An 18,539-nucleotide genomic window follows, 5' to 3' on the forward strand; every position below is an offset into this window, starting at 1 on the left:
ACTCCCGTCTCGTGAACAACCCGATACAGACGCTTACCGATGCGAAGCGTTTTGGTTTTCAGTTCCTGCCTGACCAGGTCGCGACAGATACTGAAGCCGAGGGCCACGCCCCCAGCAAAAGATAATAGGATGTATGGAATCATTAGAACGCCCCCGCCTCAGTCAATTGCTGCAACAGTGAGTGTCCTTTTTCAGTGAGTTGATAGTTCTCCACACATCCCTTTGGCGAAACGTTAGCGACAAGATTCATGCGTTCCAGTTTGGCGCGGGTCTTTGGCTTCCAGTTAGCGTAGAACTCCTTCCACTGGCTGATTTCACGCAGAGTTTCTTTCTCCCGTTTACTTAGCATGATCATCCTTAATATCCTTCAGTGTGTACGTGATATCTACAATGCGGTAAATGCGGCCACGTCTCTGCATGACACCGGCTTTTACGTAATCGTTGATGCAGCTGGACGTAACCAGACTGCCGATAACAATGCCGACGACCAAAATTACAATCATCCAGCCGAGCATCAGTCTTTATCTCCAATACGGTCTTCGGTATCTCGCAGACATTTCGGCCACTTCAGACGTGGGTGGCGTAAGCTACCGTCTGGCGTTTTCTCATGGCAGTGAACCTCAACGATGCGTCCACGATACTTCTCCTGATTGTTCCAGATCTCGTCCAGGTACTTATGCTTGATACCGCTGGCACGAACGATGACGCCGTTCTCCAGACGAATCACTATCTTGCCCAGCGTATGCGCAAAGCCAGAGTCCGGGTCGCCTGGCTCGAAGTCGATGATTTCACCGTCTTCGGAATCCTCGTCTTTCAGCTTCCACCAGCTGCGGGTGCGTTTGAACTCGTAAACAGAATCCGGATCTTTGCCCATCTCCCCCTCTTCGTTCTCGTCCAGGCGCTTCATAAAGCGTTCGATAAAGTCTTCATGGCTATGGATGATGTAGAACGGATGCAGGTGGATATCTTGCGCGTAATCTTCCCCGCAAGTGTTGCGGAATAACGCCACCAGCATAGCCAGGCGCTCTTTCAGCTTCATGCCGGTCTTCAGGTACTCTTTGCTTTTTGCCTGAGCACGCCACTCCGGTAAGAAGAAATCGAAGATGTGGTAAACGGCACCAATGGCTGTCACGTTCTTCTTGCGAAGCGCCGACACGGACTGGTTGAACGTACCTGCAGTACCCTCACCATCGAAAAAGATGTGCTTGAAACCGGAGAGTCTGCCTCGCTCCAGCATGGCCGGTTTAAGGTGATCGAGTGACGTAATCGGATTGCCGGTACGCGTCAGGAAGTTCACCTCTTCCTCGTCAACGATGACTTCGCAGATAACCCGGAGACCATCGAGTTTGAGGCTGCCGATCATTGGCCACTTGGCCTTTGGATTTGGTTTAAATGGGTATTTGTCGCCTTTCTCCTTGTACGGAGACGCCAGCTGTACCTCAAACTTCGGAATTGGGTTTTCGAACACCTTGTTGCACAGACTGATACCGACACCGGCTTTCGGATCTTTCAGCAGGAAGCGACGAAACACGTCCTGCCCGTCAGCGCACATTGAGGCAACGAGTGATTCGACAGCAGTAACGGCCGCGTTCCCGGTCAGTTCGCGCGCCGCCAGCTTCTCCAGCAGCTCTACTACCTTCTGGTCGCTGGGTACGGACGTATCGAGTGGCTCGGCCACTTTGTACTTCTTCACACCGAATCGAATGAATGGGTTGAGCATTAGCGAGACCATGCTCTGCTCAAATCCATCAAGATTGGCCAGCGCCTCTTTCTTGGCGTTTGTTCCCATCGTTTTTATGGCATCCAGCTTGTGCTTTAGGGCGATCAGTTTTTCCATTAGTGTTTAACCTCCATCGGTCGCTCGGGAGTTTTCATGTGTTTTCTTTGGTTGCTTCTTCAATGAGTGCCGCGTACACGTCAGTGACGGGCGCCAGTGAATCGGTGGACGTGGTTTTGGGTTTGGCTGGTTCTGTTTTCTTCGTGCGTTTAACCAGACTGTTAATCGTCATGGTGTTGCGCTTCCGGGTGAGCGTTCTGGCATGGTCGTTTTGCTCTTCCACTTCTTTGATAAGCGCAGTCATATCGATGAAGTAGAGCTGTTCGCCTTTGCGGATCTCTTCGACCATCATCTTCAGCGCCTGGCATTTGCCGGCAGCAATGGCCGCAGCGCAGGACTGGAACGATGTAGCCGGGAGACGCTTCTCTTTGTAGGCGAGGATGGTGTGCTGGCAGACTGTATAGCTGCAATGAGCCTCATGGCCGTTGATCTTCACTTCCGGACAGCGCAGCGAATAACCGTTGTTTCCGGAGATAGACGGGATTTTCGACAAATCTGTTCTTGTGGACATGCTTATAACCGTAGTCGTGTACTTACTTATTGAGCGCAGTTTAAAAAAGCCCCACCAGGGGGCTAAATGGTTTATCAAGGCTTACCAGGTCGCCCAGCCAGTCATTTTGTCCTGAGCGGCTTCGAACCGGTATGGCTCCAGTAAATCGTTGGCATGGTGGACGGCGTATGATTTTGCCTCCTGTTTAATCATCGGCAGCTCGTTGGCCAGGCGTGCCACCTGCCCTGCAAAACTGGCGAGTACACCGTCACATGCCTGACCCGCGTCGACAATGATACGCACCAGGTCTAAGTCGCTACGGCACATATCGCAGATGATGCCGTATTCCACCTCACGAATGCGCTCAACGGCCTTTTTGGTATCGCCACTGACCACCAATTCCAGCAAACCAGGTGGGGTTGTCAGATCTGTTACGCGTTCGGTAACTTCAGGCAGTTCGACAATGCTCAGGAACGCCGCGATAGACGGATCATCCTCTACACCAGCCCTGCCTTTGATCGCGCGAAGAGTTGCGTCGACAATTTCCTCAAATCGTTCACCTTCATCACACACCGCCTGATTGGTGTAGACAACGCGGCCGTCGTACCATGCACCGGCACGTACTTCGACCGTTGCGTCCTTCATTTTGCGAGTGAACGCCACGAGTGCCGCGCGTTTCTGTTTAACACCAGGCAGCTCCGGGGACTCTCCAAAACGAACCCATACCCGCATGTATTTCGAGCCTTCCCCAAGAGGTGCGGTGCCCACAGACGTGGCGATGTGCTCCAGCGCAGTTTGGATCGCCTCATCGATAATCTTCTGGCGCTCTTCTGTATCAATTTCTACGCCTGATTTGTCGATAATTACGGTAACGGACTTCTGAATATCTGCTTTCATAAAGGTTCCTCAATTCCTTCGTCGCGCATATTCTTACAAAAAAATAAGTATGTATCTACTTAACAATATAGGCATTTTGTTTCGTTTATAAAAGATGCTCTTAATCCTGCCCAGTTGTAGCAGTCACGTCACTTCTATATGATTTCACTTAACTAATACGTTAAACACACAAGGCTTAGGTCTATGACAACGTTGTCCAAAAACGTGATGCAACACAGGAAGGTATTGAAAGAAACCGGTTTGGCATTTGCCAAATCTATACCGCTTGTTGGGCCTCATATTGAGGCAGCGGAAAAAATGTTCACGTTGTTCTCAGAGATAAATGCTACGACTTGTCGTGATCGATTCAACCGTTACATTATGGGCATTGGTGAAATTTGCGACGATGAGGTCGATATCTCAAGAGAACACTTTTCGGCGTTAGTCAAAAAGCTCGTGCTTGATGATGAAGACAAGAAAACAGAATACTACATCCGCTTGACGGTAAGCCTAGCCCGCAGCAGCCTTAACGACGATGAACGACTACTTTTTATTCATATATTAAGTGAATTAACCTGCTCTGATATCGATTATGCCCGCAAGCTCTACATTGCAACGAATGCTTCCATCAAAGGTTTTAAAACATCAGCATCAGCTCAAGCCAGCATCACATCACAAAAAAAAGCACTGTCTCTGCGCTCACTCAATAAGCTCATTTCTTCAGGACTTGTTTACGAGGATAGAACAGGTGAGATCAAGGCCAATCCGGGCTACAAACTAACAAGCGATTTAGAGCGTCTTTTGGGATTCATTTTCCATAGTGACGATCTACAACCTACGGCATTGTCCATTGAATCGAAAGAAGAATATGACGTCATTATTATTGACAGCGACAAGATTTACCGAGGCTCATATCCAAACATTATCTATCGTCAGCTTCGGGCTGCTGGAGTTAAAGTTTGCATAGAGAAAAGTGAAGACTGTATTGCCTACAAGCTAGCAACGCTCTTCATTTCCGTCAAAACAGGTAGCGGGTTGAACGGTCTTGGCGAGTGGATAAATTATGGCGATATTAGCGTCCTCACACATTTAGATAACAGCACTAATCGCTTTTATGAAAGTGCATTCAGGGAGACAGTCGACCGCGAGCATTTTTCACCTGGAGACGACGATTCGTCATTCGATGCAAGTAAGCTAAATAACGCACTAAATAAGGTAGCTGCGTTTGTTTTAGACCGACTATCTCCATCTATAGGAACTAAATTAAAGCCTTAATTCCCCGTACCTTGCTTTGTAGCTCCAACTGTCTGGAGTACGGCTTGGCACGATAATAGGCTTTTAGTATCTGCTCTGGCGTCGCGTCGCCGGGGTCGAGACCTTCTTCGCCCAGACAGGCCACTTTGACATTCAGTCCGATGCTGGTGAGACGTTTGGCCGCTGACATGGTGTTGCGGATCGCTTGCTTTTCGCTGTCCCACATCATGATGACGTTGCGTAATCCACGCGCCTTGAGCGTCAGGAACGCGCCTAACTGATCTTCAGCGTCCTCATTCATATTTCCGGACAAGTGCATCCCGAACGTGCCAATTGGCTCTACATAATCCCGCAGCGTCTCTTCGTCGAAGATGGCTCGCTTCACGCCCATTACGTCAAATGCCCCTTCACACACAACGACCGTTTGTTTTCCGACTGCATTGTGGCCGTTGTAGAGAAACTTACCCGACGCCGGCAGCTGCATCGGAAAGAGGTAACGGCGTTCTGCTGCACCGGTAATGTCACGCCCTTGGAAGGTCTTCATCACGCCATCCAGATCGTAAACCGGTATCAGGATGCGCATATCAAACACCTGCCCTTTGACCTGGTCTGTGTACGGATCGACGTATGCGTGCTTGCCTTCGACGCAGTAACGCAGATCAAAGTATTTGGCCAGATCCGGGGAGATATGGCGCTCCACCAGATAATCAGGAAGACGACCGTCAATGGGGAGTTCGTAATGTCGCGGGAGAGCTACTGGCCCTTCGAGTTCAACCTTGCTGGCCAGCACGACCTCTTCCTTCTTCGGCGCCCATCCTTGTGAGATCAGCGCGTTCTGGACGTACTCTTCAAAATCGCGACGGGATTTGCCGCTGTAGTGCTTGAGGAAGACCAGCTTGTTGAACTGAATCTCTTCGGGATGATCACCAGCAAAGCATTTGCCGACGCCATTGGTCAGGTTGAAATAAACCTTCCAGTTTGAGCTGCCGCATACCGGACACTCCTTGATATTCACCTCACGTCCACGAGTACTGACGCCACCACGACGGTAGATGATTCCTTCCATATCGAGCCATTGTTCAAAATCCAGCTCGGTCAGTAATTCTTTCAAGTCGCTCACGTTCTTAACCCTACTTTTTGCAGGTAATATCTCGATAAGCCTCGGTATTTGAATACCATAAAGGCTCATGTGTTTTTTCTTTTGTGGCTTTGGCAAAAGAGAAAATTTGTTCTCTTATGGAGACCGGCGTGGAGAGCGTTTCTCCACGCCTTCTTTTTTTTTAGAGGACGTCCATAATGCGTTCGATGAATCGCATTTGTTCGAGGTTCTGCTTAACGCGGATGCTTACGCCGCCTTTCTGGTTACGTGAACCAGCGAAGTACAGACGCGCTTCGCCTTTCGCTTCTTCCTCTTCCGTTTTGTTGATCGTGATAACGAGGTCAGCGATACGCACCTTCTCGATGTTGTCCGCTGCGTGCATCATTGTGGCCACCTCTGAAGCACCACCTTCCCTGTTAGTCTGCGATGCAGTGATGCCGGCAACGTTGTGTTTGTCGTACAGCGCACGCAGGTCAGTGTAGATGCTGCGAATGTTGGCGCGGTCGTCGCGGAGGTCGTAGCTGGCACGCATCAGGTCGGCGTAGTCGACCACGACCATGTCGGGGATCATGCCATTGGCTTTCATGCTGCCCAACATACGATCCAGATCTGCAGGCGACATGCTTCCGGACGGTCGTTCAACAATCCACAAGCTCCCCACGCCTTTCGTCGCGCCCAGCTCTGCCAGTTTGCGATGGACGTCGTCGCGGCGCTCCACCAGCTTGGACATTTCGGTCTCAGACAGACGGGCGTCAAAGCGATCTGACAGAATGGAGGTGTGAACTTCCAGCGACAGATACAGGACGTTGTAACCGGCAAGCGTGGCGTTGATGGAGAACTCACCCATCGCTGTCGATTTACCAGACTTCGCGAAGCCCATGAACAGCACCATTTCACGCTTTGCCCAGCCTTTCTGGTAAAGCAGCTTGTCGAGCAGCGGTAGACCCGTCGTGATGCTGTTTGGCACGTAATCGTCGGATGCTTCATACTCACGCGCCTTGTAACGCTCTGCTGATTCAGAGAAGTAATCGTAAATGCCGGTCGCTTCGTTAGAGCCGATTTGCTGGACTTTGGCCATGATTGCCATTGCGCCCTGGAAATCGCCCTTCTCTTTCATCTCAGCCGCTTTAATCAGCGCGTCGTCGAACGCTACGCTTTTGGCAAACGTCGCGACCTGGTCGACCATGTACGCCGTATCTGACAGCTTCTCCGCGAGAATCCGCTTAAACGCCTCAACGACGTCGGGGAACAGCTCTTCGCGGATCGTCTTATCGCGTTTGGCGCGTTTGAGCATGTCGAGGATGGCCGACGATGATGGTGCGCTCTTATACATTCTGTAGTAGCCCGACACCATGTTCACCAGAATGGCGTTGGCCGCATTGGAGAACTGGTTTGGCGCAACCAGATCACCGGCGCGAGTGAGAAATTCATGGTCGCGACAGAAGTAGGCTGCGAGTCGATTCTGGAAATCGTCGTCGAACTCTTCAGACAACCCTCGTCCTGTGTGGCAAAGTTCGGTCATGTGCTTTCCTTTGGTGCTTAAACAATTTGTTTTCTAATACTAAAAAAGCCAAATAGGGGATCAACAGAATCGCCGTGCTTCTTCCAGTTCTTCCGGGAAGTGCGCGTAAATCACACGCTCAGGCACGATTTCCATCAACCAGACAGCGGAGAAGATGATGCGGACGCGTTTGTCTCGGGTAATGCCACGCAGACGCTCCAGAACCCACTCAAAATAGCGTTCTTGAATCGGGTCGTCCTGCATGTCTCCCAGATGCTTAAAACTCACCAGAGAGTCATCCAGACGGGTTACAGCGCGTTTGGCTAACTTCTCTTCGAAAATCTCGATCAGCTCGGGCTGCCAGAGATGCTGGGGGCGAGGTAATTTGTCCCACAGACGGCGTGCAGCTGCGGAAAGAACGGTAGAAATAAAGTAGTCATAAGAGCAGCAGTACTGGTCGGCAAACTGGCGTGCTTTCCAGAGAGACGTTTTGTTGGCCGTCGACAGCTCCTGATACGGCACACGTTTCAAACCGGTAGTGAATTGGGCCGTCTCATAGTGCTCGCGGCCATGCGACAGCATGATGTATGAGTACTGGCGCTTGTATGCCTCAGTGAAGAGGCATGTGGCCATAAGCGGGTGCATGTCGCGGTAATCGAACCACTTTGTCTCGAACAGCTCTGCCTCATCCTTACAGCGTGACAGCCCAATATTCTCGGCCACCCACTTGTCCATGACTGTGGTGTCCCACTCGGTCATGAAGTCGTACTGGTCGTTGTTAATAGTGTTAAAGAAGATCTGGCTCATGTGCTTTGCTCGATAGGTAGTTACTTACTTATCATAATGAGCGAATCATAGCGACTGGAGACTGTTTTTGGAAGTGGAAACGGAAGGGAATGTGTCTGGGAAGTTGGCATAGAAAAAGACCTGCTCCCGTATAAATAATAATAAGTAACTTAGTATTTATATACGAAAACAGGTTCACAGAAGTATAATTTTTAAATTGTTTTAATAATATACCTTACCCTAAATTCATTTAAAGAAGACAATTTAGAAATCCTTACAAGTGCATCTTTGGCCTTTCTGGTTATCTGCTCTTGCTCACTGGTGGGATTAGTTAAGTTGTCAAATTTTAACAGACCATTTTTGACTAGATTCATCACATCTCGTTCACATGTTGTCATCCAATTGAAATAGTCATCCTCACTAAAATTATTCAAAGCATCAACATCTCTTGGGTTATAAGAATTGCCTGCACTTAGCTTAATTAGTATATCTTCTAAAGAAATCCCTTCATATTTAAGTGCAACGATTCGATTTTTAATGACACTTGACAATTTTTCAAAATTTATATGTGCATCTATTAAATCTGAATACGCTAAATTTATATCACATCTTTCGAAAAATGCATCAGTATATTTCGTAATGTAGTCGTCACAATCTTCCCCTAGAGATTCCAACATTTCCATTAAACTGGATACCCTACCCAATGGAAGATCACAAAGATTTTCTTCAAATAGCTTTTTAATTTCAGAAATAAAAACAAAATCATTCTTTGCAAAGGACCCAGTATAAATAGCCCAAACATCATTAACTTTATTATTCAATGTGATATTAGTATAATCTTTATTCTTCTTTTGGATTACTTCACCAAGATTACTTGCAGCGATTTTATAACCATGTTTTAGATGAAAGTCAATATCATCATCAAACACACCATCGCATCTATTAAAAACATCTTCGACATTACCTACAAATAGATGCACAGGTGTTTTGTTATCTACTTCATCGTCTGGAATGTAGTATGCATTTGTATTAATGAGAGTTTTGAACTCTTCGTAATCGACGTCATGAACCCCAGAATAGTAGACAAATGAAAATAAAGCTACTCTATTGACAAAGTCAGCTCTAACCTGTTCATGTGCTTCGCAAAGGTCTTTTTCATATTCTGCAAGCATATTTTTAATTTTAATTAATATCCGAATGTTTTTAATATCCAAATGCAATACAATTTCTTTTAAATATTTATAGTTTTTATCATTTTTAAAAAAAACTTTATCCAGGTTATCAATGGCCATTGGGGAAAACATAATATCTAGATCTACAATTTTCTCTCTGTACTCTGAGAATTGTTTTTCCTCTTTTGTCCCCTTGAGATTGTTTTCATTATAAACCAGTATTATTTTACAGTTTTTCTTTCGGGCTAACTCATCAATCAACCCCATGATATCCTTTATCTCTAAAGAGTTACCTTTTCTTTCTAAATCGTCAAAACAAATTACATAATCCTTTACAAACGAATATTCAACAGCCGAAACAAAATTTCCCGCTCTAAAACCTATAGACGTATTGTCGAAATATTTTATAATGAACTTAGATAATCTATTATATTTTAAACAATAACAAATTTTGGAAAGGAATTTCCCATTCACTATTTTATCTTGTTCGACAAGTGTCTGCCTATACTTTTTTTCATTTATTGGAGTCGCCAAATGAAATATTTCTTTCTTAATTTCATTTATTGAGTTTTTTCCAAAAAGAGAAATATATGAGTAAGCACTTTTATTTAGCGAATTAACATTTTTGTGATAGTACCCATTCCAAAAATGTGTTTTCCCTATCCCCCAATCACCTTTTATTACAGCAACCTTATTGTCTGAATTGAAAAAAGTGTTTAAGACTTCATCCAAATTTATCATCATTTATGCTCTATTTGACAAATGTAAAAGGCGCCTCTCAGCGCCTTTTACTTAACCTTTCTTCATCAGCTCACGCTTGATTTCATCGGTGCGCATCGTGACGTCGGCAGCGGTGATCGCCTCGTTCAGTTTCACGATGTCTTCGATTTCCTGCGGCGACTTCTCTGCCAGATGGAAAATGGCTGCGCGAATCACGTCAGAACGGGTGAACTTCTCGAAACGAGGGATGAACTTCATCATCTCCAGCAGATCGAAGTACTCGTCTTCCAGCGACATTGTGCGGCTCTTAATCTTCTCTTTCCCACGAGTCGGACGCCCCTGCGGTCTGACTGGCTGGCGCATTGGGGTGCTGCTTTTTACCGGTTCTTCCGGATCTTTGCGCTTTGCAAGGTCTCCCATTCTCATGGACATTATTCTTCCTCCAGACTCATGATGTAATCTACAAACTCTTCAAACTCGGCTTCTGCCTTCTTATCGCGTTCGGCGCCAGTCATTTCAAAGATAGAACGACCTGCCTCTTCCGCATCGTCATAAACGTTACGGTTGTACAGGTTAACCGGCGCAGCCTCGATGCCGAATGTCTCGACAATTTCTTTCGCCGCCAGAATACGTGACGCCTGGGAAGGCAGTGACGGACACTGGTTCACTACCGCGCGGATCTTCACAGTCTCGTTCACGTTGCGAACGTTGTCGATAATCGGGTCGATATCACGCAGGGATTTCAAATCACGACGCTTAGGGCGAAGCGGGATAATGATGAAGTCTGCCAGCAGCATCGCTTGTCGCTGAATTTCGGAGTCAAAACCACCCGCATCAATGACGACGTAATCGTAGCGTCCCTTCAGCGATTTGATGTGTTTGACGATGTCGTCCTGAACGTATGCGAACGGGATTAGCTCAAGATCTTCGTTCTGGCGACGGTCTTCGCACCAGCTCGTTGTGGTGCGCTGAATATCAATGTCGGTGACGTGAGTCTTCTTTTTCTTTTTAACTTTGAGGCATACCGCAATTTGCTGGGCAACGGTAGATTTGCCTGGGCCGCCTTTTGTGCCGCCAACCACAATGATCCTGGTCATTGGTGAGTTCCCTTTGCGTGAATTATTGTCGTATGAAACAACTTGTTTTCTTATATGCGATATAGCCTAAATGCCTACGGCTACGGTGTAAAGGTGAAATGATAGGCAATGCAGGGTGTTAGCTCACAGAGCAAACTAACAGTTGAATGTTTGGCCAATCAGCCTTATAGTGAATGTACGGAAAGACGCCGTACATATGACGGGTTTGACCGATAATATTATTGATGCTTGAAATGACTATATAAATACTGATCTTACTGAATAAATACCGTTTAAATTACTGTTACTAATCGCTTATATACTGACATTAAATTATTGAGTTGATACTGAAATAGCTTATATATCTGACACTTATATCATTTAATTATATCTAGACAAAGAAGTGCCTCACAGCTTGGGAAGTGAGGCCAGGAGTAAAGCATGTCAGCACTGAAAAAACAGCGCATCGATCTAAGATTAACTGACGACGACAAGAGCATGATCGAAGAAGCTGCGGCAATGACCAACCAGACTATTACTCAGTTTATGGTTGCCAGCGCCTCTGAACGTGCTGCGGAAGTGATAGAGCAACATCGCCGCTTGATTCTCAGTGAAGAGTCCTGGAATCTGGTAATGGATGCCATCAGTAACCCGCCTGCACCGAACGATAGGCTGAAACGAGCTGCCAAACGTCTACAAAGCATGGAGTAAGACGTGGCCGACCTGACCATAGAGATGTTTTCAGCACAAGCCGTATACGATTTTTCTGGCTTCGACTGCGGCGAACCATCTCTGAATGATTTCCTGCAAAACCGCCTAGTACAGCAACACAACGGGCGTATATTACGCGGCTACCTGCTTCTTACCAAAGATCCGGTGCCGAAAGTTAAGGGTTTTTACACGCTATCCGGGAGCTGTTTTGCAAGACAGACGCTACCATCGAACACCCAGAAGCGGAAAATCCCCTACGCAGATGCACCCAGCGTTACGCTTGGCCGCCTGGCAATAGATATCAGCCTACAGAAACAAGGCTACGGTGAGGTTCTCGTAACGCACGCGTTGAAGGTTGTTTATCAGGCTTCTCGCGCAGTAGGCATATACGCTTTGTTTGTGGATGCACTAAACCAAAGCGCAATGCAGTTCTATCAGAAGTTTGGATTCATCCCTTTGACGGGGGCGAATGCGAACTCGCTTTTCTACCCCACGAAAAGCATTGAAGAGCTGTTTGAAACAGAGTAAACGAAGCCCCTCAATCGAGGGGCTTTTTTTATTTCAAGGCTTGTCTGTCCTGCCAGTTACACAATCGCTCTCCCATCGTGTTATGGAAGAGGATCTCACGTTCCGTCTCTTCGGTCATAAAGTCGTCGTTACTGACATAAATAGGGTTTGCTGCATCGCAGAACAGCACGCCGGAAGTCTGTGTCTTAATCACGCAGCCACTTATCATGCAGCTCGCGATGAACAGCAGAAGCATCTTTCCGCCGCACTTCATTAAGTGTCTCATTTTTGACGTCCACTGTGCTTTGAAGCCTTTTCCTGTCCTCCTGTCTGGCCTTCTCTTCGATTGCTTGCCGGGCCGCACGACCTCCCATCGTATAAGCACCGACAAGCACGAAAAGAACGGCAGCCAGAGTCATCAGAGCAAACTTCAGCTTTGAAAATAGGCTGCCGGTCATATCAGACCATCCCGTTCTGGTGTTTTCGCACCTGTGACCAGGCGATAAAGCCAGCCACCACAATGGTCGCGATACCGAAGATGATCCGAACCGTATCACCACTGGTGATGTGTCCCTGCGCCTTGTCCATTGCCGCAGAGACCTGTGGCATGACGTCGGCCAGCTGTGCCAGACCAATTCCCGCCGTAACGGTCGCACCGGCAGTTTCTTTGGTTACAGGAACAGCCTTCACGGTTTTCACCGGCTTAACGACACCAGCGCGACGTAGACCTTCCTCAATAACTTCTGCCGCATACCAGGTGTTCGGCGTTTTGAGCGGGCCACGGCCATTTTCATGACGGATAATCGCCTCCACCAGCGGACGCAGAGTGTCGTAGTCGTGCAGATCGATAATCATGTCCGGGGTCACGCCAACGGCTTTAGATACCTCGTTCACGTAAGCTACGGTGTTGTTTTCATGCGGAGGCGCCCAGCGTTCGATGACTTCGCGGATCGTATCGATGCTGGAGCCATCCTTCGCGCGGCGCTTGTCGTGGTAGGTAATGAGCGTTACTGCCAGCGCTCGAATGCCCCATACGGGATCTTTGAACGTGCAGAAACGCGGTTCGGCAGGGTTGTCAATTAACCCCTGCCACGGCGAACCTTTGTCGAGGTTGCCAGGGTTGTTATTACGAATGCCTCTCGGAGTTTTCATCCTTGATCTCCTGTTATTGCAGTCCATTCTTCACGCCATAAGCGGCCAGACCCAGCAGCAGCGCGGTAATCAGGAACGACGTTATCTTTGAGATAATGCCGCCAAAGAACCCGCTGGAGATGGCGTCTAGTCGATTAAGTAGTTTGTCCAGGTTGGAGTGCTGAATGCTGTGTTGCGAAGGCGTCATATCGCCAAAGTAGGTTTTGAGCTGGTCGTTGACCTCCTGGCCAATTTCCTCACGTAACTCCTTACCTAATTTGCCGACAACTTCACGCGCAACGATAGCGGCAATGCGCTCTACCTGCTCTGGCGTTACGCCTGCCATCTCGTTCGACATTATTTCCTCCATGAATCGTCAAATCGGGATGGCTGTTTTATACCACAAATCACTCTTACATGGTAGGTAAGTACTTACACACGAGCACCATAAATTGCACCGACTTTAGTCCATGTAGGCACGTTCCCCGTGACAGCCTTACCCGCCGCGCCACCTCCGTACATTGTCCCCAATCGTCCAGTGGCAGCGGCACCAGCAGCCCCCACATTACCTCCACTACCGCATGTGTATTGGACAGCAGTAGAGCCGATCAAATATTGAGCGCCAATCCCGGCAGCGGTTAGAGTGCCAGAAGTTGCCGCACGCGAATTTGAAGCTGGTGGCCTTGTAGTGTTTGCAACACCAAACGGGCGACCGCCCCCACCCATACCACCATCGGCTGAGTTACCGCCACCGCCACCGCCACCACCGGCAATAGCGCCGTTATTGGTTATTCTTAAACGGGTCCCAATTCCGTTGTTAATAGCAGTGCCACCGGCAGCACCGCCACCTTTAACGCCACCATTACCGCCACGGCCATAGACAGTTACACCTGCGTTGATTACCAGGCTGATATAAGAGTTGGTAAGCGAACTTGGGAAATCTAAACATGGCACGCCGCTACTGTACGACACCAGATCCCCTGTAATGGTAACAACGACTGGTGTCGACCCCTGTGATTTTAAATAGTTGATCAGTGTGTCTTTGTTGTAGTTATGATTCGCACCGATGCTGTAATGAATTTCCGTAGAACGACCTGCTAACTGAGACATATTCCCAGCAGCAGACAATTGCACCGCAGTTCGAGCCGCGCTCATCCATCTCTGGCCGGTAACACTAACAGCCGAAGATCCAATCCAACCGGGAACACCGACAATTGGCACACCTAATCTCCTTATTCGATGTGAAAATAGATGATTGGTGGGGAAGCCCCACCAATCGCCTTGATTACATTCTCGCCTTCAGTTCACGCACTTCCTTGCGCAGCTCCTTGACGGCCTCAACCAGCATACCGATAACGCCGTTATAGTTCAGACGCAGACGAGGCTCTCCGGACTGATCGTTATGATCAACCGTTACCAGTTCAGGCTGAACATTCTGGACGTCCTGAGCGATGAGGCCGCCAGACTGCTCATACCGGTCACAGACCTGAATCTCGTACAGAACACCTTCGATCCGATCCAGCTTGTCGAGCGCTCGTTCAATCTTGCGAATATTGCGTTTGCTACGACGGTCAGAGCGGATATAAACGTCATTAAAGCTGCCATTACCGCCACAAACCCAAGTACCATCATTCTGGAGGTATGCGTTCGCATCCGTGCCGTTTGCGGTACGTGAGTTGTTGATCATGTAAAAACCAAACTGACTGTTTCCCAAGCCACCCAAGAAGAATTTGCGATCCGCGTGGTCTTGTCTCAACAACGCTTGTGCAGAGCTTGTACTTACAGCGTTCCTCCCGAAGATGACGTTCTGGTTACGCATATCTATCCACGCGCCAGAACTGCTGTTGATGGAAAAACGGTTGGCGTAAACCCACGCACTTGACGTGATGTCACCCGTTACACTCAACGGCTTAAGGCTTTGCAGCGTGCTATTAACGAACCTAAAAACATGGGCGCTATTGGCGTAAACATCCAGAATGCCATCTCCGTTCTGTTTAAAGCCGGTATCATTATCGCCAAGAACGATTGAATTACCGCCTAACCCGTTTGCAACCCCCAACCCCACACTTCCGTTGATGGTTGCCCCACCACCGATATCAATTCCGTTTGATATTGAAGCACGGCCAGTGGCATTGTTGATGGTTAAAGGACGTAAGCCATTCCAACCGCCATATGCACTGCCAGAATTGGTAAGAAGAAAATAGGTATTTGCACCGTCGTTACGGATAAAGAAACCGTAGTTTCCACTTACAGCCCTGAATTGGCCTCCATCTGTTTTTGCCGAAGTGACCTGGAGTTCCCCGGATGCAGTGATTCCGCCAGAGAGTGAACCGCCAGAAATCGGCAATGCACCGACATCAGCCGCAGTAGGTTTGAGAGCAGTGTTGTAATCTCTGCGCCAGGCAGGGGCATACGCGCTACCGTGATTAATATAGGTGAACTGAGCACAGGCAATCCCACCACCGGTCGTCGTTGTAGGCGTAGTTACTCGGATGGTCATTGCGCCTTCGGTACCTAAAACCTCGATAACTGCACCAGCAAGACAGATATTGCCGACACCTGTATCAGTGATAATTTTATTGTCGGCATATGACCAGGAACCCTTCATCATCCAGTACGGCACTTCGAAAGCACCACGCTCCTTCAGCCATGCGATAAATTCAGCGGTAGTCCAATTACCAGCCCCTGTGCTGTACGACGCGCTAAATGCTTGCGCGGCCCCAACGTCTTTCGCTGTGGGTTTGTGTGCTGTGGTGTAAACCTGTGCCCAATCAGACCAGTTTGCGTCACCGGCATCACGTCGAGATCGCACATATACCGGGGCATGAGCGCCGCTTGTTCCACTCCAACCAACTAAAAGTTCGCCCTCACCAGACGCATAAGCACCTTTCAAGTGAATAACGTTGCCGTAAGCCGTTGGATAGCTATTGTTATAGGCTTCATACATCTGAATGCCAGGCATGGCACCTTGAGTGTTCGAAGCCAGCGCATTAACTCGCCCGCGGGAAACCAACGTCGGGATAGTAATGTTGGCAGAGCCATCGAACATTACGCTGTTGATTGTCCGCGGTGTTTGCAGTTTGGTTGCAGTAGCGGCATTACCAGTGGTGTTCTGATCACCCTGAATATTCACACCAGGTAGGTTGATATCAGCCGAACCGTCAAATCTCACTCCACCGATCTGGCGTGCAGTCTGAAGTACAGTCGCAGTGCTGGCATTACCCACCAGCGAACCGGTAATAGAGCCATCCTGATCAGAAATGACGCGATGGTAGACAGTCCCTTCTACAGCGTCTTCAGGCAGCGTATCCACAACCTCAAGTACTTCCAGAGTTTCGACCACAGCACCGGCAGATTGCAGGTTGACGACCAGCTTCTGAGAGCCAGCACCGGCTTTGAGGTAAATGTCGTAATTATCGTCAGTCGTGTTAACGGTAGCTACAGTCAACACAGCCGAATCCATAGTGCGATAAGCGACCGCATTCAACGATTTCGGATCGCCTGCAGCAGTTCGCAGCACAATATCGGCCATTGCAGCAAGCCCTGGCTGCCCGGCTTCGTACCCTGCCCCGCCGATCACTTCGATGTATACGGTGCTGGTCGACTGTGGCATACGTGCCGTGGACACTTTCACCCACTTCGGCGCATCGGTAGCCATGTCCATTTCAGCCGAAGTCCCTTTCCATTTCACACTGGCAACACTGGCCTGGGCGTTCTGGGCGTACTCATAAGCCTTCGTTTCTGATTCTTTGGCATTCAGTTCAGAAGTTTTCGCCCCGGCAGCCGCATCGGTCGCCTCAGTTGCTTTCGTGGATGCCAGAGCAGCAGAGTCAGAGGCTTCTTTGGCTTTAGCTTCAGCCACTGCCATCGCTTCGGTCGCAGTCGCTGCGGAAGCAGCAGCCTCACCTGCGGATTTGGCAGCAGCTGTTGCAGATCCTTCAGCGGCGGTCTCAGCAGACTTCGCGTTGGTTTCAGAGGTTTTGGCGGCTGCGGCAGATGCCTCAGAAGCTGTCGCCTGTTCACTGGCAACGTTGGCCTTCTCTGTTGCAGTTGTGGCCGAATCGGCAGCCGCGGTAGCGGATTTGCTCGCAGCATCAGCACTGCCAGCTGCGGCAGCGGCACTTTCCACTGCGTGGGCTTCTGAGTTCTGGGCAGCCGCTTTTGATGCTTCGGCAGCCGTTGCGCTCTCCGATGCAGCTGTCTCGGACGCCTTTGCATTGGTCTCCGAAGTTTTTGCCTTCTGTTCGCTGGACGCAGCAGCATTTTTACTCGCTAAAGCGGCGTCAGCAGACTCACCTGCAGCGGTGGCGCTTTCGGAAGCGGCGTTCGCGCTGGATGCGGCAGCTGACTCGCTGGCAGCAGCAGCCTTCTGTGATGCGTCGGCGTTGGTTTCTGACGTTTTGGCAGCCGCAGCACTTGCCGCCGACTCACCGGCGCTCGAAGCAGCATGGGTTTCTGATTCCTTAGCCGCATTTTTTGAGGCCAGCGCATCAGCTGCACTGCCAGCGGCGGCCTGCTCTGAGGCAGAGGCATTGGTTTCAGAGGTTTTGGCAGCAGCAGCAGAGTCAGACGCAGCAGACGCTGAAGCAGAGGCTTCGGACGCGCTGGTCGCAGCCTGAGTTTCAGATGCTTTCGCCGCATCTTTGGATGCCGCGGCACTCGTGGCTGATTCTCCCGCTTCAGTCGCTTTGGTAGACGCTGTCGCGGCAGACGCAGCAGCTTCTACCTTGAAGCTCTCAGCATTGGTTTCAGACGTTTTGGCAGCGGAAGCGCTTGCACCGGCAGCGTTTTCTGATGCAGCAGCTGCGGCAGCACTCTGGCTTGCTTCGGTGGCTTTGGTAGACGCTGTATTGGCGCTTTCCGCAGCGGCCGCGGCACTGGCAGCAGCTTCCCTGGCCTTGTCGCCAGCGGCATTGATAACGTCGGCGTTATCCGTATACCATTTCTGGTTTGCGTTATGCTCATCGACGATCTGCGTCAGCGACTTCACGGTCACTTCCGTACCGTCTTCACGCTCAAGCGTTACCTCATCAACTGCCGTCAACCAGGTGCGCATCGTCTTCGAGTCGGCTGACATTCGGGTCATGAGCGCGGTAAAGCGTGCGCTGAACTGCGTTAAGTCGCCTTCATAGGTTGTGATGATGCGGCACGGAACGTCCGTCTGGGTCTCGCCCGTGTACGGCTCCGCGAGAATCAGGCTTGTGTCGCTGATTACACGCTTAATTTCGTACAATTTGTTGTCAGGGCCGATGACGATCATGCCCGGCAGAACGCCGTTGGCGGTCACATTCCAGTACGTGCCAGTGCCAGAAAGTGCGTCACTTCCCTGTGTAAATGTGATAGTACCTTCCCTGTACCACATATTCTCTCCTTGAAAGG

Annotated in this window: 20 protein-coding genes; 3 read left to right on the plus strand and 17 right to left on the minus strand. The window is 49.3% G+C overall.

Features of this window, described 5'->3' with window-relative positions; genetic code table 11:
• Positions 1 to 142: 142 nt before the first annotated feature.
• The 5 genes from HV237_RS25330 to HV237_RS25345 all read right to left on the minus strand — a co-directional run bounded on the left by HV237_RS25330 (position 143) and on the right by HV237_RS25345 (position 3,224).
• Positions 143 to 355, minus strand: a complete 213-nt coding sequence (locus tag HV237_RS25330; protein WP_004110177.1) for a hypothetical protein — start codon at positions 353 to 355, stop codon at positions 143 to 145.
• The gene (locus HV237_RS26300; protein WP_100229812.1) at positions 339 to 515 is read right to left on the minus strand and encodes a hypothetical protein; all 177 of its coding nucleotides are present in this window, start codon (positions 513 to 515) and stop codon (positions 339 to 341) included. Before HV237_RS26300 ends, HV237_RS25330 begins: the two co-directional genes overlap by 17 nt.
• Complete coding sequence (locus HV237_RS25335; protein WP_131405957.1) at positions 515 to 1,837, minus strand: DNA ligase; 1,323 nt, start codon at positions 1,835 to 1,837, stop codon at positions 515 to 517. Before HV237_RS25335 ends, HV237_RS26300 begins: the two co-directional genes overlap by 1 nt.
• Before the next feature lie 34 nt (positions 1,838 to 1,871).
• Positions 1,872 to 2,348: a hypothetical protein gene (locus HV237_RS25340; RefSeq protein WP_176691752.1), complete on the minus strand. Its 477-nt coding sequence runs from the start codon at positions 2,346 to 2,348 to the stop codon at positions 1,872 to 1,874.
• Positions 2,349 to 2,429: 81 nt separating this feature from the next.
• The gene (locus tag HV237_RS25345; protein ID WP_130715037.1) at positions 2,430 to 3,224 is read right to left on the minus strand and encodes a hypothetical protein; all 795 of its coding nucleotides are present in this window, start codon (positions 3,222 to 3,224) and stop codon (positions 2,430 to 2,432) included.
• Between the two features lie 183 nt (positions 3,225 to 3,407).
• On the opposite strand from HV237_RS25345, the gene HV237_RS25350 reads away from it, so the two are divergent.
• Positions 3,408 to 4,478, plus strand: a complete 1,071-nt coding sequence (locus HV237_RS25350) for a hypothetical protein (RefSeq protein WP_130715038.1) — start codon at positions 3,408 to 3,410, stop codon at positions 4,476 to 4,478.
• Here the strand turns inward: HV237_RS25350 and HV237_RS25355 are convergent.
• The 6 genes from HV237_RS25355 to HV237_RS25380 all read right to left on the minus strand — a co-directional run bounded on the left by HV237_RS25355 (position 4,462) and on the right by HV237_RS25380 (position 10,832).
• On the minus strand, positions 4,462 to 5,646 hold the full coding sequence (locus HV237_RS25355; protein WP_233622553.1) for a DNA primase: 1,185 nt from the start codon (positions 5,644 to 5,646) through the stop codon (positions 4,462 to 4,464). The genes HV237_RS25350 and HV237_RS25355 overlap by 17 nt on opposite strands.
• A gap of 91 nt (positions 5,647 to 5,737) precedes the next feature.
• Complete coding sequence (locus HV237_RS25360; RefSeq protein WP_006812582.1) at positions 5,738 to 7,078, minus strand: DnaB-like helicase C-terminal domain-containing protein; 1,341 nt, start codon at positions 7,076 to 7,078, stop codon at positions 5,738 to 5,740.
• Between the two features lie 60 nt (positions 7,079 to 7,138).
• A complete protein-coding gene (locus HV237_RS25365) occupies positions 7,139 to 7,864 on the minus strand; it encodes a hypothetical protein (RefSeq protein ID WP_130715040.1) in 726 nt (241 codons plus the stop codon).
• Between the two features lie 191 nt (positions 7,865 to 8,055).
• The gene (locus HV237_RS25370) at positions 8,056 to 9,759 is read right to left on the minus strand and encodes a P-loop NTPase fold protein (protein ID WP_131405960.1); all 1,704 of its coding nucleotides are present in this window, start codon (positions 9,757 to 9,759) and stop codon (positions 8,056 to 8,058) included.
• 48 nt (positions 9,760 to 9,807) lie between these two features.
• Positions 9,808 to 10,161, minus strand: a complete 354-nt coding sequence (locus HV237_RS25375; RefSeq protein WP_160859104.1) for a hypothetical protein — start codon at positions 10,159 to 10,161, stop codon at positions 9,808 to 9,810.
• A gap of 5 nt (positions 10,162 to 10,166) precedes the next feature.
• Positions 10,167 to 10,832, minus strand: a complete 666-nt coding sequence (locus HV237_RS25380) for an AAA family ATPase (RefSeq protein WP_023315962.1) — start codon at positions 10,830 to 10,832, stop codon at positions 10,167 to 10,169.
• A 420-nt stretch (positions 10,833 to 11,252) separates the two neighbouring features.
• On the opposite strand from HV237_RS25380, the gene HV237_RS25385 reads away from it, so the two are divergent.
• Together HV237_RS25385 and HV237_RS25390 are read left to right on the plus strand one after the other, a co-directional pair.
• Complete coding sequence (locus HV237_RS25385) at positions 11,253 to 11,522, plus strand: DUF1778 domain-containing protein (protein WP_016582626.1); 270 nt, start codon at positions 11,253 to 11,255, stop codon at positions 11,520 to 11,522.
• 24 nt (positions 11,523 to 11,546) lie between these two features.
• The gene (locus HV237_RS25390) at positions 11,547 to 12,050 is read left to right on the plus strand and encodes a GNAT family N-acetyltransferase (RefSeq protein WP_172754447.1); all 504 of its coding nucleotides are present in this window, start codon (positions 11,547 to 11,549) and stop codon (positions 12,048 to 12,050) included.
• Between the two features lie 28 nt (positions 12,051 to 12,078).
• Here HV237_RS25390 and HV237_RS25395 read toward each other — a convergent pair whose 3' ends face one another.
• The 6 genes from HV237_RS25395 to HV237_RS25420 all read right to left on the minus strand — a co-directional run bounded on the left by HV237_RS25395 (position 12,079) and on the right by HV237_RS25420 (position 18,522).
• Entirely contained in the window at positions 12,079 to 12,243 is a 165-nt protein-coding gene (locus HV237_RS25395; RefSeq protein ID WP_233622557.1) for a hypothetical protein, read from the minus strand.
• Entirely contained in the window at positions 12,236 to 12,487 is a 252-nt protein-coding gene (locus HV237_RS25400; RefSeq protein ID WP_000147960.1) for a hypothetical protein, read from the minus strand. The genes HV237_RS25395 and HV237_RS25400 overlap by 8 nt, the downstream gene beginning before the upstream one ends.
• Before the next feature lies 1 nt (position 12,488).
• Positions 12,489 to 13,181, minus strand: a complete 693-nt coding sequence (locus HV237_RS25405; protein ID WP_006812500.1) for a membrane protein — start codon at positions 13,179 to 13,181, stop codon at positions 12,489 to 12,491.
• Positions 13,182 to 13,194: 13 nt separating this feature from the next.
• On the minus strand, positions 13,195 to 13,518 hold the full coding sequence (locus tag HV237_RS25410; protein ID WP_000064173.1) for a hypothetical protein: 324 nt from the start codon (positions 13,516 to 13,518) through the stop codon (positions 13,195 to 13,197).
• Between the two features lie 74 nt (positions 13,519 to 13,592).
• The gene (locus HV237_RS25415; protein ID WP_110921389.1) at positions 13,593 to 14,381 is read right to left on the minus strand and encodes a receptor-recognizing protein; all 789 of its coding nucleotides are present in this window, start codon (positions 14,379 to 14,381) and stop codon (positions 13,593 to 13,595) included.
• 64 nt (positions 14,382 to 14,445) lie between these two features.
• The gene (locus HV237_RS25420; protein WP_131405962.1) at positions 14,446 to 18,522 is read right to left on the minus strand and encodes a tail fiber domain-containing protein; all 4,077 of its coding nucleotides are present in this window, start codon (positions 18,520 to 18,522) and stop codon (positions 14,446 to 14,448) included.
• Positions 18,523 to 18,539 lie beyond the last annotated feature (17 nt).

Origin of the sequence: Citrobacter sp. RHBSTW-00570 (genome assembly GCF_013739755.1) — a bacterium.
Classification (GTDB): Bacteria; Pseudomonadota; Gammaproteobacteria; order Enterobacterales; family Enterobacteriaceae; genus Citrobacter; species Citrobacter braakii.